Origin of the sequence: Phenylobacterium kunshanense, assembly GCF_003254525.1 — a bacterium.
GTDB classification, from domain to species: domain Bacteria; phylum Pseudomonadota; class Alphaproteobacteria; order Caulobacterales; family Caulobacteraceae; genus Phenylobacterium; species Phenylobacterium kunshanense.
Map to the genome: position 1 here is coordinate 327038 of NZ_QFYS01000001.1, position 12072 is coordinate 339109.

The 12072-nt window shown below is 69.5% G+C and carries 15 protein-coding genes; 10 read left to right on the plus strand and 5 right to left on the minus strand.

The window, feature by feature from the left end; genetic code table 11:
* Positions 1 to 24 precede the first annotated feature (24 nt).
* The 7 genes from DJ019_RS01545 to DJ019_RS01570 all read left to right on the plus strand — a co-directional run bounded on the left by DJ019_RS01545 (position 25) and on the right by DJ019_RS01570 (position 4545).
* A complete protein-coding gene (locus tag DJ019_RS01545; RefSeq protein WP_111274217.1) occupies positions 25 to 255 on the plus strand; it encodes a helix-turn-helix domain-containing protein in 231 nt (76 codons plus the stop codon).
* A gap of 508 nt (positions 256 to 763) precedes the next feature.
* Positions 764 to 1078, plus strand: coding sequence for a DUF736 domain-containing protein (locus DJ019_RS01550; RefSeq protein ID WP_111274218.1), 315 nt, complete (start codon positions 764 to 766; stop codon positions 1076 to 1078).
* A gap of 217 nt (positions 1079 to 1295) precedes the next feature.
* Positions 1296 to 1676: a type II toxin-antitoxin system PrlF family antitoxin gene (locus DJ019_RS01555; protein ID WP_165843850.1), complete on the plus strand. Its 381-nt coding sequence runs from the start codon at positions 1296 to 1298 to the stop codon at positions 1674 to 1676.
* A 2-nt stretch (positions 1677 to 1678) separates the two neighbouring features.
* On the plus strand, positions 1679 to 2146 hold the full coding sequence (locus tag DJ019_RS01560) for a type II toxin-antitoxin system YhaV family toxin (RefSeq protein WP_111274220.1): 468 nt from the start codon (positions 1679 to 1681) through the stop codon (positions 2144 to 2146).
* Between the two features lie 108 nt (positions 2147 to 2254).
* The gene (locus tag DJ019_RS01565) at positions 2255 to 3190 is read left to right on the plus strand and encodes a hypothetical protein (RefSeq protein ID WP_111274221.1); all 936 of its coding nucleotides are present in this window, start codon (positions 2255 to 2257) and stop codon (positions 3188 to 3190) included.
* A 73-nt stretch (positions 3191 to 3263) separates the two neighbouring features.
* The gene (locus DJ019_RS20720; RefSeq protein WP_133255215.1) at positions 3264 to 3611 is read left to right on the plus strand and encodes a hypothetical protein; all 348 of its coding nucleotides are present in this window, start codon (positions 3264 to 3266) and stop codon (positions 3609 to 3611) included.
* A complete protein-coding gene (locus DJ019_RS01570) occupies positions 3577 to 4545 on the plus strand; it encodes a hypothetical protein (RefSeq protein WP_111274222.1) in 969 nt (322 codons plus the stop codon). Before DJ019_RS20720 ends, DJ019_RS01570 begins: the two co-directional genes overlap by 35 nt.
* A gap of 24 nt (positions 4546 to 4569) precedes the next feature.
* Here DJ019_RS01570 and DJ019_RS01575 read toward each other — a convergent pair whose 3' ends face one another.
* The 3 genes from DJ019_RS01575 to DJ019_RS01585 are packed head-to-tail and all read right to left on the minus strand — an operon-like array spanning position 4570 to position 6717.
* On the minus strand, positions 4570 to 6165 hold the full coding sequence (locus tag DJ019_RS01575) for a type IV secretory system conjugative DNA transfer family protein (protein ID WP_111274223.1): 1596 nt from the start codon (positions 6163 to 6165) through the stop codon (positions 4570 to 4572).
* Complete coding sequence (locus DJ019_RS01580) at positions 6162 to 6473, minus strand: conjugal transfer protein TraD (protein ID WP_240606340.1); 312 nt, start codon at positions 6471 to 6473, stop codon at positions 6162 to 6164. Before DJ019_RS01580 ends, DJ019_RS01575 begins: the two co-directional genes overlap by 4 nt.
* Positions 6418 to 6717 (minus strand): conjugal transfer protein TraD, encoded by a 300-nt coding sequence (locus tag DJ019_RS01585; RefSeq protein WP_111274225.1) that lies wholly within the window; start codon positions 6715 to 6717, stop codon positions 6418 to 6420. The genes DJ019_RS01580 and DJ019_RS01585 overlap by 56 nt, the downstream gene beginning before the upstream one ends.
* A 158-nt stretch (positions 6718 to 6875) precedes the next feature.
* On the opposite strand from DJ019_RS01585, the gene traA reads away from it, so the two are divergent.
* The 3 genes from traA to DJ019_RS01600 all read left to right on the plus strand — a co-directional run bounded on the left by traA (position 6876) and on the right by DJ019_RS01600 (position 10536).
* Positions 6876 to 9488: a Ti-type conjugative transfer relaxase TraA gene (traA, locus tag DJ019_RS01590; protein WP_111274226.1), complete on the plus strand. Its 2613-nt coding sequence runs from the start codon at positions 6876 to 6878 to the stop codon at positions 9486 to 9488.
* Positions 9485 to 10165: a DUF6118 family protein gene (locus DJ019_RS01595; protein WP_111274227.1), complete on the plus strand. Its 681-nt coding sequence runs from the start codon at positions 9485 to 9487 to the stop codon at positions 10163 to 10165. Before traA ends, DJ019_RS01595 begins: the two co-directional genes overlap by 4 nt.
* A gap of 182 nt (positions 10166 to 10347) precedes the next feature.
* Complete coding sequence (locus tag DJ019_RS01600; RefSeq protein WP_240606341.1) at positions 10348 to 10536, plus strand: response regulator transcription factor; 189 nt, start codon at positions 10348 to 10350, stop codon at positions 10534 to 10536.
* Between the two features lie 37 nt (positions 10537 to 10573).
* Here the strand turns inward: DJ019_RS01600 and DJ019_RS01605 are convergent, their stop codons facing one another.
* Together DJ019_RS01605 and DJ019_RS01610 are read right to left on the minus strand one after the other, a co-directional pair.
* Complete coding sequence (locus tag DJ019_RS01605; RefSeq protein WP_205854063.1) at positions 10574 to 11179, minus strand: hypothetical protein; 606 nt, start codon at positions 11177 to 11179, stop codon at positions 10574 to 10576.
* Entirely contained in the window at positions 11176 to 11994 is an 819-nt protein-coding gene (locus DJ019_RS01610) for a universal stress protein (RefSeq protein WP_133255216.1), read from the minus strand. The genes DJ019_RS01605 and DJ019_RS01610 overlap by 4 nt, the downstream gene beginning before the upstream one ends.
* Between the last annotated feature and the right edge of the window lie 78 nt (positions 11995 to 12072).

A 12072-nucleotide genomic window follows, 5' to 3' on the forward strand; every position in this document is an offset into this window, starting at 1 on the left:
CCATGAGCGCGTTTTGAGCGTGCCATGCTGACGCCGCTGCAAGTCAAGCTCGGCCGGACGGCGGCCGGCCTGGGCCTGCGCGACCTCGCCAAGGCGGCCGGTGTCGCGCCGTCGACCATCACCCGCTTCGAGAACGGCCGCGGCGGCATGCACAGCGGGACGATGGACCGCGTGCAGCAGGTGCTCGAGGAGGCCGGCGTGATCTTCATCCGCGCGGACGCCGAGGGCGGGGCCGGGGTCCGGCTGAAGCTGTAGGCCCGACCGGGCAGAGCCTCTCACGCCGCGGGCCGCTGGGATCGAGGGGCGGACGACACCGGGGCGGCGGCAAGACCTGTTGCGGGCGGGTGACGGCGTGGCGCTTCCGGCGCCGTGCCTGGGGGTGGCTGGGCGAAGACGGTAAGCCCTGCGGTCGTGCTCATGCCGCGGGCGGGGCTGGGCAGACGTCGCGGGACGGCTCGTTCGGCCGTGGGGCCCGTCGGCGCTTCTGGAGACCGGTGGGCGCGGGGTGCGGCTCCGGGTGTCGGCTTCGGCCTGCGCGGCCTCTCGTTGGCGCAAGGGGTTCAAGGTCCGGCGGGCGGCGCAACGGCGTCCGGCGGCTTTCTTCCCCTGGGCTGACGCCCATTCCTCGCGGCCCAAGAAAGCCGCCGGCCGCCATCCTCCGCTGACGCTGCGGGCCTTCAGCTGCGCCGCCCGCCGGCCCTCGACTCCAGGTCCGCCATCGAGGCCGCGGCAGGCGCGGTCCGAAACCCCAAGGAGACTTCCCATGGCGACCATCGGCACCTTCATGAAGAGCGGCGACGGCAGCTACAACGGCTCGATCCGGACCCTCAGCCTCAACGTCAAGCAGGCCCAGCTGAAGCCCGTCAGCAAGGAGAGCGAGAACGCCCCGGACTTCCGCATCTTCGCCGCCGGCACCGAGTTCGGGGCGGCCTGGAAGAAGACCAGCCGCGAGAACCGCGACTACCTCTCGGTCAAGCTCGACGACCCCAGCTTCCCGGCGCCGATCTACGCCAACTTGGTGGACGCGGAGGAGGGCTACAGCTTGGTCTGGTCCCGCAACACCCGTCCGGCGAACTGAGGCCTCAGGCGGCGGTGCTTCCGGGCGCCGCCGCCGATCTCCCGCGCCGCGGGCCGTGACGGGCCGCGGGTGCGAAGCGCCGGGGCGGCGATGGGTTGTCGATACGTATGGGTGTACGTATATTGGGCGCAGGGTTCGCCAGCCCTGAACCGGAGAGCACATGTCCACCAGGCCTACGCAGCGGTCCACGTCCCGTGGGGGCGCGACCGGTCGTTTCATGGCTCGCGCGCCGGCGGCGGGCGGGACGGAAGTTCGCGCCTACAAGGGCAAGGTCACCACGACCGGGAGCTCCAAGGCGGTGCGCCTCGGCAAGCAATTCTTCACGGACCACCCGGAGTTCGAGGTGAGCGCCGACGTGATGGTCCGCTCGGTGTCCCCCGGCTACGTGCTGATGGCCGTCGAGGCGCCGAAAACCACCGGCCGGAAGACCGATGAGCTCGATCCGGTCGTGGGCGCCTTCCTGTCGTTCATGGAAGCCGACCTGAAGGCCAACCCGCACAAGGTCCAGCCGCTGGACCTCTCCCGTGTGGCGGCGCTCGTCGAAGGCGTCGAGCCTTTGCGCGACGCCGAGGAACTGCCGGCGGACTTCACGCTCTGACGATGGGGGAGGGCGCGGCGCCGGTTCGGAACGGCTGGACCCTGCTGGCGACCGAGGAATTCAATCGCCAGCTCGCTCGCCTCGCCGCCGACGTCGAGGCGGTGCGGACGGCCGATCCGAAGGGGTGGCCGGCGCATCCGAAGGCCAAGTTCCTGGCGCGGGTGGTGGATATCCTGACGACCGAGGTGCCCGCCGATCCGGCGCACAAGGCGTTCCGGCAGGGCGCGACCCTGGGCGACAGCTATAAGCACTGGTTCCGGGTCAAGTTCCTGAGTCGCTTCCGCCTGTTCTTCCGCTGGGACGGCAAGGCGAAGGTGATCATCTTCTGCTGGCTGAACGACGAGAGCACGTTGCGCAAGGCCGGGTCCAAGACCGATCCCTATGCGGTCTTCACTAAGCGCCTGCAGAGCGGTGACCCGCCTGACGATTGGGCGGATCTGCTCAAGGCGGCCAAGCCGCTGGTGCCCTGAGCCGTATGAACCGGGAGTTGGAATAGGCCTCAGGCCGGCGCCGAGGCCGGTCCCGACGCAATCTTCCGTTCGAGCCTTTCGCATCGTAGCGTGCCCTGGGGGACTGGGATGGACGACGCAGAGGAACCGAGGACGTTTGCGGCGGTGCGCCGCAAGCTTGTCGACGCCGAGGTCGCGCAATGGGCCCCGGACGTGGAGCCTTCCAAGCGACGCTATTCCGAATACCACCGCGCTATCGATGCGATCACGGAAGCAGGCGTGGACTACGCCGAAGAGGTCGGCGCCTCACTTGAATGGCGGGATGACCGGTCGATCTATGGAATTCTCGAACAGGGGATGAGCGTTCTCTCAGACCTCAGATTCGCGGTCCGGGCCGGGGAGTACGACAAGAAGGATGAAGAGCCGCTGCGGCTTTGGTCCCACCGCAGCCAGCCGCTCTACGACCTCAAGATCAAGAAGACTCCGAGCCTAGCTCGGCAGGACATTGAGGCGGTCGTTGGAAGCTATCTTCGGCTGCCCTATCGCGCCCAGCCCATCGACAGGATGTTGGTCGATCTGCTCATCGCGTTGGAGCTCTACGGCTATGGCAATGAAATCCTGAATCCGGACTACATCAAAGGGCTCACGCCGACGCCTCCGCTAAAGCAGAGCGCGGTGCTCGGCTGGTTGACAGAAATCGGCGGGAGCTTGGCGGTGTGGGTCGTCATCGCTCTCCTCCTGTGGGGACTGAGTGCAGCCCACCTGTTCCCGACCGACTGGTTGTTGGGAGCCAATGCGCTCCTCGCGGTGATCTTCTTCGTCTACGCCGTATGGGTCTCCGTCCAGTTGCCGGGCGCCATGCTCGCGCTGCGCAAGCGGAAGCAGGCGATCCTGGGACTTCTCACCCAGATGAACAGCGTCTACGTCGAACTGAATTCGGACGGTCCGATCAGCGCGCGGCACATCGAGGAACGCGCGAAAAGGGCAGCCGACGCAGGCGTGGTTTGGCCGGGGCCACTGTTCGCGTTGCTCGACGACATCAATCGACGTGACGGCCGGTTTTAGGTCCAGGAGCGCCGCCTTGCGTCCCGCGACCAGAGAGCGCCACCATCCAGAGCCGCCGCGGGAGACTTGAAACATGTCCGACCAGGTGGAGCCGCACGCCGTGCGCGTCGCCCGTCTCTTGGCGTCGTCGCCGGAGGCGGTCTTCGAGGACATGCGAAGAGCCGCGGAGGGTCGCCGTTCGCTGTTGTCGACGGCGCTGGACGAGGAACTCGAAACGGCTCTCGGCCAGCGGCGCGAACCCCTCATCGACCTCGCCCTTGCACAGTTCGGCACATCGAGAGCGGTGGTGGCTCCCCTTCTCGCGACCGGCTTGTCCCAAGCCGTCCGGTCCGAGCGACGCTGCTCGTCGGCGTGGGTTAAGGGTGGCGTGTTACGCAAACACGCAGTTGGACTCGTTCCTGTCGCATGGCCTGCTGCATGAGCTTGCCCCGCTCCAGACCAAGGCGCGCATACTCGCGAGCGGCGCCTTGGATGAACTGGCAGTGCTGCTCCGGAATCCCGCGGTCGGGGACGAGGCCCTGGCCGATCTCTACCGAAAGGCGGGGCCGTTTCAAAAGCTGAGCGATGAGCGTTGGCGAAGACTGGTCGAACTGGCTGCTGACAATCCGAGGATTGTCGCCCCCGGCGACGAAGAGCACGGACCGGATTGGGGCTTCTGGGACATTCACAAGGCGTTGTTCGAGTTGGTGGTCAGCGCCCCGGTCACCGACGAATGGTGCAGGGTGCTGCACCGGACCTTAGTCCGGGTCCATCCGCCGACAGTGGCGATCAAGGTCCCGATCAATCCGACGCTCCAGAAGTGGGAAGCGTTCGAAGCCAAGGACTACAGGGGCGATCCAGCTGAGGGCGAGTTCACAGACCTCCCGCTCGCCGAGGAGTTCCGCTGCATCGTCGCGGCCGTCTACGGGACACGGCTCGTGGATTCCGCCTACGAGCGTGCAGGAACCCCGAACTCGGCGACGCTTCCCGAACGGTGCGCATACTACGCGGGCGCGTCCCTCACCAAGAAGGAGGTCGCGCAGTTTTCGGCGAGGGACGGCGCAGCGTTTGGCCTGGCCTTCTCGTTCAATGAGTCGGCCATGTGCTCACGCGAGTCGCGAGAGGCGTTCGAGGAGCATGCGAACTATCCGCTGCCTCTCTACCGCTCGCGCCTGGAGGTCATAGCGCGCCGGTGGAAGTACCTGCGAACGGTCATTGCGCGCTGGGATCAAGATGAGGACGAAGCAGACGATCCCGTCGGCACCTCGCTCCGTCGGATCGATCAGGGCGTGACGGCGCTGGCGAGGGAGGTGCGGCGCCTCTGGTGGCTATTGGTGGCGGGCCTCGCGGTCCTGGCCTGGATCGTTCGCAGGTAGGGCTCGTTCATGACCGGCCCTTCATCACAGGTCGAACAGCCCGGCGAATTCCCGGTCGGCGTAGTGGCGGATTTTGCCGGCGAGGAGCGGGTCGCGGCCTGGGCGTAGCACCAGCATCATGTGGTCGGGGAGCCGGATGACTTCGTCGGGCGTCAGCAGGTCGCGACGCACCCGCTGCTCGCTCCAAGACTCGCCATCGCCCGAAGAGCTCGAGCCGCCCTTCAGCGACGTGGTCGAGCCGGAGTTCATCGAGGTGCCGTGGGCGATGAAGGTCTCGGTGGTGACGCCGAGCGTGCGCGAGACCCACTGGGCGGTGTCGATGTCCGCGACGTTGAAGACCTGGGTGACGGCGGCGTTGGCGAGGAAGGTGCCGTGTCGCTCGCCATACAGCGCCTTCAACTGATGCAGGTCCTGCAGGATGGCCCAGAGCTGGACGCCGTAACCGGCCATCAGGCCATAGGCCTGGGCGAGCGGGTCGAGCCGCCCCAGCGTCGCGAACTCGTCGAGCAGGAAGAGGACCGGGGAGGGCTTCGCGCCGCCGCGCGTGGGGCCGCGGGCCAGGCTGTGCAGGGCCTGGGCGACGAGCAGACGCAGCCAGCGGGCATGCGTGCCGAGCCGTTCGGGCGGCAGCACGAGGAAGATGGTGGCGCGCTCGTCGCGCAGATCCTCGAAGCTGAAGTCCGCGCGGGCCAGGCTGTCGGTGATGCGGCGGCTGTCGAGGAAGTGGGTATGGCGCTGCGCGGCGGAGAGCACGCCGGTGGCTTCGCGATCCGCCTTGCCCAAGTGGCGGTTCGCAGCGCGGGCGACGAGGCCGTCGGCCGCGGGGCTGGCCTGCATCGCCTTCAGGGTTGCGGCGAAGCGCGCGGGCGCCGCCGTGAGCAAGTCACGCACCGCCGCCAGCGTGGGGCCCTCCGGAGGCGGGCGCGTGACGACGTGCATGATCACGCCGGCGATCAGCGCCTTGGCTTCCTCGTTCCAGTGCGCCTCGCTCACCTGCTCCGGCGGATCATAGACCAGCGCTTCGGCGATCAGCGCGGCGTCTTCGGCGAGGTCGAGGCCGAGCGGGTCCAGGGCGTCGAGGGGATTGTAGCTCGCGGTCGGCTGGCCCGACGCTTCGAAGGGATCGAGCACATGCACGGGCCCGAATCGCGCCCGTGCGCGGGCGGCGATGCGCGCGTTCTCGCCCTTGGGATCGACGCAGAGGATCGCGCTCTCGGAGAGCAGCAGGTTGGGGAGGACGACGCCCACGCCCTTGCCGGAGCGCGTCGGCGCAAACGTCAGTAGATGGCCCGGCCCGTCGTAGCGCATCAGCCAGCCGCCGGCGGCGCGGCCGATGATCAGGCCGTCAGGCCCGCCAAGCGCGCCGCGGGCGCGGCGCTCGTCCGCAAATTGCGCGCTGCCGTGGGTCGTGACCGGGCCTGTGGGGCCGTAGCGCCCCAACCAGAGCAGATAGCCCCACGCGCCGCCCACGAGCGTCGCCGTCAGTGGGATCACCCATTCGACGAGAAGGTCGGGCAGGCCGAAGTGATCCCGCACGATCAGGAAGGGAAGGTTGGCGACGACATTTCCCCAGAAGGCGCCGACCAGGGTCGGCCAGATCGCGCCGAGGGCGAGCCTCATCCGACCCGTTCCGCCTCGCTGGCGAAGGCGCGCTGGCCGCGGCGTCGCCACAGCAGCTTCGTCCCATCGCCGTCGGGCGCCTGCAGCCGATCGGCGAGCTCCAGGAAGGCTCCGTAAAGCGCGGCGCGATCGTCCTGCGCGAGATCGACGAGGCCGGCCTTGGCGACCAGGCCGCCGAGCTCGATCAGCTGATGGGTGCGTTCGCGGCGCTGCACGACCCAGGCCCTCGTGTCCGACCTTGCCTGCGCCGCCTCAAGCCGGTGGCGCGCCGCCGCCATCCGCCGGGCGGCCTTGGCCGTTGCGGCCAACGCTCCCGCCAGTCCGGCTCTGTCCCTGAAAGAAGCCGGCGCCGGCGCGCCGCCAGGCCTCCCGCGTGGACGCGTCGGCCTTGGCGGCCGCGACGAGCGCCCCCGCCAGTTCTTCGATGGACAGGTGATCGGCGCCGGTGGCGATCACCAGCTCGCCGAACTGGGTCACGCGCCGGCCCTTCAGCGCCTTGGCGCGCTGCTGCAGGGCCTGAAGTTCGGCGTCGAGGTCGCGCGGCTTCTTCATGACATTGCCTCCGTGCAAACGGAGCCCGAACCCTGCGCGGCCGCTCGTCGGACCGCCATGGGTAAGCTTACGCATGGCGGTCCCGTCACTCACGGCCGAAGGTCTGAGTGCGCGCTTATACGTCGCTGGCGCGACGTGCTTGGGTGGGGAGGGATCGCATGGCGATCTACCACTTCTCGGCGAAGGTGATCTCGCGGGCCAAGGGCTCGTCGGCCGTCGCGGCCGCGGCCTATCGGTCAGCGTCGCGGCTGCAGGACGAACGTCTCGATCGCGCCCACGACTTCTCGGCCAAGGCCGGCGTCGTGCATTCGGAGGTCATGCTGCCCGAGGGCGCGCCGGAGCGGTGGCGCGACCGCGAGACGCTCTGGAACGAGGTTGAGGCGCGCGAGGTCCGCAAGGATGCGCAGCTCGCGAGGGAGGTGGAGTTCGCCTTGCCGCGGGAGCTTTCGCAGCGGGATGGCGTCGAGCTCGCGCGGTCGTTCGTGCAGCGCGAGTTCGTCGGCAAGGGCATGGTCGCGGACCTGAACGTCCATTGGGACGTGGGCGCCGACGGCGAGGCCAAGCCGCACGCGCATGTGATGCTGGGGCTTCGCTCGGCGGGGCCGGAAGGGTTCGGCGGCAAGGTCCGCGACTGGAACGCCACGGACCAGCTGGTCGCCTGGCGGGAAGCCTGGGCGAATCACGCGAACCGTCGTCTCGCGGAACTTGGCATCGACACGCGGATCGATGCGCGCGCCCTCAAGGACCAGGGCATCGACCTGGAGCCGCAGAACAAGATCGGCGCGTCGGGCGCGCGGCGCGAGATCCATGGCGAGGCGGCGGAGCGCGCGGAAGATCACCGCGCCATCGCCCGGCGCAACGGCGAGCGGATCCTGGCGGAGCCGCAGATCGCGCTGTCGGCCATCACCCATCAGCAGGCGACGTTTACCGACCACGACCTGGCACGGTTCCTTCACCGGCACACCGACGGAAAGGCGCAGTTCGACGCTGCGTTGGCGAAGGTCCGGACCAGCGATGAGATCGTGCGGCTGGGACGTGACGGGCGCGGACGGGCGCGCTTCACCAGTCGCGAGATGATGCGCGTCGAGCGCGGGTTAGAGCGGGATGCGGACAGCCTGGCGGAGCGCCCCGGCCACCGCGTGAGCGAGCGCGACAAGGCGGCGGCCCTGGCGCGGTCGTCCGCCGCCGGCTTCGATCTGTCGACCGCGCAGCGCGACGCGCTCGACCACGTCACGCGCCGGGGCGATCTCGGGTTGCTGGTCGGCTACGCCGGAACGGGCAAGAGCGCCCTGCTGGGCGTCGCGCGCGAGGCGTGGGAGGCGCAGGGCTATCGCGTCCGTGGCGCGGCCTTGTCGGGCATGGCCGCCGAGAGCCTCGAAGGGGGCTCCGGAATTCCATCGCGCACCTTGGCGAGTCTGGAGCATGCGTGGGCGCGGGATCGCGACACGCTGGGGCCGCGCGACGTGCTGGTGGTGGATGAAGCGGGGCTGGTCGGATCGCGGCAGCTCGGCCGGGTGATGGCCCAGGCCCAGGCGGCGGGCGCGAAGGTGGTGATGGTGGGCGACGCCGAACAGCTGCAGGCCATCGAGGCCGGTGCGGCGTTCCGGGCGCTCGCAGAGCGCCACGGCGCCTACGAGCTCACCGAGATCCGGCGCCAGCAAATCGACTGGCAGCGGGATGCGACCCGCCAGCTGGCCACGGGCCGCACCGTGCAGGCGCTGGCGGCTTACGCGGGGGCCGGCGCGGTGCGCGGGCACGAGGACCCGGGCGACGCACGAGAGGCGGTGGTGGCGGGCTGGTGGGAAGCCAAGCAGACGGCGCCCGAATCTTCGCAGGTCATGCTGGCCTACACCCGCGATGACGTGGCCGCCCTCAACAGCCTGGCGCGTGCGCGGATGCAGGGCGCGGGGGCGCTGGGAACGGACCACCGCGTCGAGACCACGCGCGGCGCGCGGCTGTTGGCGGAAGGTGAGCGGATCGTCTTCCTGCGCAACGAACGCGAGCTCGGCGTGAAGAACGGGACGCTGGGCACCGTCGAGCAGCTGAGCGAGACGCGTATGGCGGTGCGGCTGGACGACGGCAGGCGCGTGGCCTTCGACCACAACGCCTACACGGACCTCGACCACGGCTACGCCACCACCATCCACAAGTCGCAGGGTGTGACCGTGGATCGGGCCCACGTGTTGGCCAGCGGCTTCATGGACCGGCACGCCACCTACGTGGCGCTGTCGCGGCATCGGGAGGCTGTGACCTTGCACTATGACCGCACGACCTTCGCCGATGACGCGGCTCTTGCGAAGGGGCTGGCCCGCGAGCGCGCGAAGGACTCGACGCTCGACTATCCCGACCTCTTCGCGGAGCGCCGTGGCATCGGCGCGAACTCGACTTCAGGAATCTTCGCACAGTTCCGAGGCGCGGCGCCCAGCGAGGGGCCGCTGCGCGAGGCTCATCAGGATGACCTGGCGAGGACGCAGGCGTTCGCACGGGCCTGGCGGGACATGCACCGTATGCAGGCCTCCGGACTGGAGGTCCTGCCGCACCAGCAGGTGGCGTTCGATCGGGCCGCGGGCGCGCTGGATCGGGCGCGTCCCGGACTGGCGGCGGGCATGGACGCCGCGCTGATCCGCGAACCGTCCCTGGCCATGGCGGCGGCGCGGGGCCGGCCGGAGGCGCTGATGCGCGCCGCCGAGCGTCATGTGGAGCTGGGCCGGGGCGGGCCAGACCTGTCGCGCAGCCTCGAGCGGGGCCGAGACACGGGGCTCGAGCGGTGAGCCTGCAGCCCAGCGATCCGGCGAGCGAGGCCTTCGAGCGGCTACGGCTGGAGGTGGCGCTGCTGCGGCGCGCCGTGGAAGGGCTCGCCGCCGAGCGCGATCAGCCGGCGCCGGACTATAGTCCGACTTTGGCGGCCTTGAAGAAATCGCTCGCCGACGTGCAGGCGGCCCTGGCGAACCTCGGCGAACGTCCAGCCCTGGTTCTCGGGCCGGAGCATCTCGGCCCGCTGTTCCATCAGGCCGCCGGGCGCCTGCTTGCGAAGCCGATCGCCGAGCTCGAGCGCGACAGGACGCTGCTGGCGCAGGCGACCGATGCCATCCGGGAGGCCCAGGCCGCGGAGGCGGCTCGGGTCGCGTCATGGCGCCGGCGACTGCGCCTCGTCGGCGGCGGTGCGGTCCTTGGGGCGTTCCTGTGGGTCCTGCTGGCCGGCCCGGTGGCGCGGTCGTTGCCGGCCGGTTGGCGCGTGCCGGAGCGCCTCGCCGCGGCCACTCTTGCCCTGCCTGGGGCGGCGGCAGGCCAGCGTATGCTGCAGGTCCATGATCCGGGGAGGTGGGAGAAGGTCGAGCTGGTCCAACGCCTCGGGGCGGACGAACTGAAGGAACTCCGGGGATGCGCCGAGGCGCGGGACCGCTCGTCGAAGCCGGTCACGTGTACGCTTAAGCTCAAGAGGAGATGAGTGGCAGAAATTCTGCCGGCCCCCGGCGAAGAAACTGTCGTCGGTGAATAGACGCTAGGTTGTGTTTGTCTGTGTTGCGTTGTTGAGGTAGCGTGCGCCCAGGTTTACGAATGCGCGGTGGGTCCATGCGTATGCTTAAGCTTGCCGATGCTTCGGCGTCATCTGTTGCGGATGAAGGAGCCTTGAGGCCCCGGCAGATCGAGTGCCTGACCTGGGCAGAGAAGGGAAAGAGCGCTCGCGACACCGGCCAGATCCTGGGAATTTCCCAGCGGACGGTCGAGAAGCATCTCGAGCAGGCTTGCGAGGTTCTCGGCGTACGCACGCGCATCCAGGCGGTCGTCAGAGCCCGGGAGTTGGGCCTGCTTCACTGATCGCGCGTGCGACACCAGAGGGCGTCGCCGGCGCGACTTAGGAGCGTATGCGCTGTTCGTTGGCCGGATCGTGTTCCGTCGCGCCGGGCGCAACGGCCGGCGGTGCAGGGGCGAGCCTCACGCCGATGGTGGCGAGACGGCGGTAAAGCCGCCGTTTTCGCACCAGCGGCTGCCAATCGTAGAGGAAGATCTGCACCGGGCGCCAGTTCGCCACCCATCCCAGGATGATCAGGCCTTCCTCGGAGATGCGGCCGAGATCCCCCGGCCCGAAGAGGTCGCCGAGCGCCCGGGCCACCACGACAGAGCTCACGAGCACGGCAATGCCCACGGCCAGCGAGCTCCGCCCGACGCGGAAGAGCTCTCGCAGTTCCCAGCCCAGCACTTTCGCCCGGTACGCAAAGTAGTTGCGAATGGCGTCTCGGACGTGCGCGGCTTCCTCGCGTGCGCACTGTTCTGCCGGCAGGTGAACCACGATCTCGCTCGGTCCGTGGGGCATCTCTCCCGCCCAGCCGACCACGTACTCCTCCACCCGCTCGTCCAGGTCCCGCTCGCGGTAGGGAAGGGGATCGAGGCTGTGGAACAGCTGACCGATGTCATGGACCCGCAGCTCGATGGCGCGGGCGCCGGTGGTCGCAGGTTTCAATGGATCACGAACAGGGGCGTGGGAGGGCCGGCGAGCAGCTCCCGACTGACGCCGCCGAGGATCAGTTCGCGCAGGCGCGTATGGCCGTAGAGGCCCATCACCACGAGATCGGCGCCGCGTTCAAGGGCTTCGCGCCGCAGGATATCGCCGGCCAGGGCGTCGTCGGCGTCATGCTCGACGAGGTTCGGCTCCACGCCGTGCCGCTCCAGGTGGCGCTGCAGGAGGTGGTCCGGGCCGATTCGGCCACGCCCCACGATCACTACGTCCACCGCGTCGGCCCTGCGCAGCATGGGCCAGGCCGCGTGGAGGGCGCGGGCCGATTCCCGGCTCCCGCTCCATGCGACCAGGACGCGGGCGAAGACACCCGGGGCAGCGGTTCGCGGAACCACCAGGGTGGGCACGCCGCTCGCCATGGCGAGCGCAGCCGGCGTGAGCGCGTCTGCGGTCCTGGCGTCGCCGGCGGGCAGGATCAGCAGATCGGCTCGTCGGGCGCAGGCCGCGAGCGCTGCAGCGTCCACGACGTCGGTCCACTCGCTGGCGACGCCTTGCGCCTGCGCGGCCCCTTCCAAGGCGCTTTGCGCAGTCTCCAGCGTTTTCCGGACGTCATCTTCGTGGGCGTCGAAGATGCGCTGGATTTCAGACGCCGAGAGGAAGGCGGCGCCGTCGGCCGGAACGAACGGCGGCGGGATCCGGCTGCGGGCGAACGCGCCGAGCAGCACTGCGTCGAACGTCGACGCGAGATTGGCCGCGTAGTGGGCCACTGCGTGTTGCGCGGGACTGCCGTCCAGGCTGACGAGGATGTCGCGGTAGGTCATGAAACGCTCCGTGGCTCCATCGTGCAGTGTGGCGCGTCCAGCCTGGGCGGCCTTGATCGCGCTCAAGCCTCAGGCGGC

What these genes read in the sequence shown, in the direction of transcription:
- DJ019_RS01545 (WP_111274217.1), top strand. Translation starts at nt 25, where the DNA reads ATGCTGACGCCGCTGCAAGTCAAGCTCGGCCGGACGGCGGCCGGCCTG.
- DJ019_RS01550 (WP_111274218.1), top strand. Translation starts at nt 764, where the DNA reads ATGGCGACCATCGGCACCTTCATGAAGAGCGGCGACGGCAGCTACAAC.
- DJ019_RS01555 (WP_165843850.1), top strand. Translation starts at nt 1,296, where the DNA reads ATGGCTCGCGCGCCGGCGGCGGGCGGGACGGAAGTTCGCGCCTACAAG.
- DJ019_RS01560 (WP_111274220.1), top strand. Translation starts at nt 1,679, where the DNA reads ATGGGGGAGGGCGCGGCGCCGGTTCGGAACGGCTGGACCCTGCTGGCG.
- DJ019_RS01565 (WP_111274221.1), top strand. Translation starts at nt 2,255, where the DNA reads ATGGACGACGCAGAGGAACCGAGGACGTTTGCGGCGGTGCGCCGCAAG.
- DJ019_RS20720 (WP_133255215.1), top strand. Translation starts at nt 3,264, where the DNA reads ATGTCCGACCAGGTGGAGCCGCACGCCGTGCGCGTCGCCCGTCTCTTG.
- DJ019_RS01575 (WP_111274223.1), bottom strand. Translation starts at nt 6,165, where the DNA reads ATGAGGCTCGCCCTCGGCGCGATCTGGCCGACCCTGGTCGGCGCCTTC.
- DJ019_RS01585 (WP_111274225.1), bottom strand. Translation starts at nt 6,717, where the DNA reads ATGAAGAAGCCGCGCGACCTCGACGCCGAACTTCAGGCCCTGCAGCAG.
- traA (WP_111274226.1), top strand. Translation starts at nt 6,876, where the DNA reads ATGGCGATCTACCACTTCTCGGCGAAGGTGATCTCGCGGGCCAAGGGC.
- DJ019_RS01610 (WP_133255216.1), bottom strand. Translation starts at nt 11,994, where the DNA reads ATGACCTACCGCGACATCCTCGTCAGCCTGGACGGCAGTCCCGCGCAA.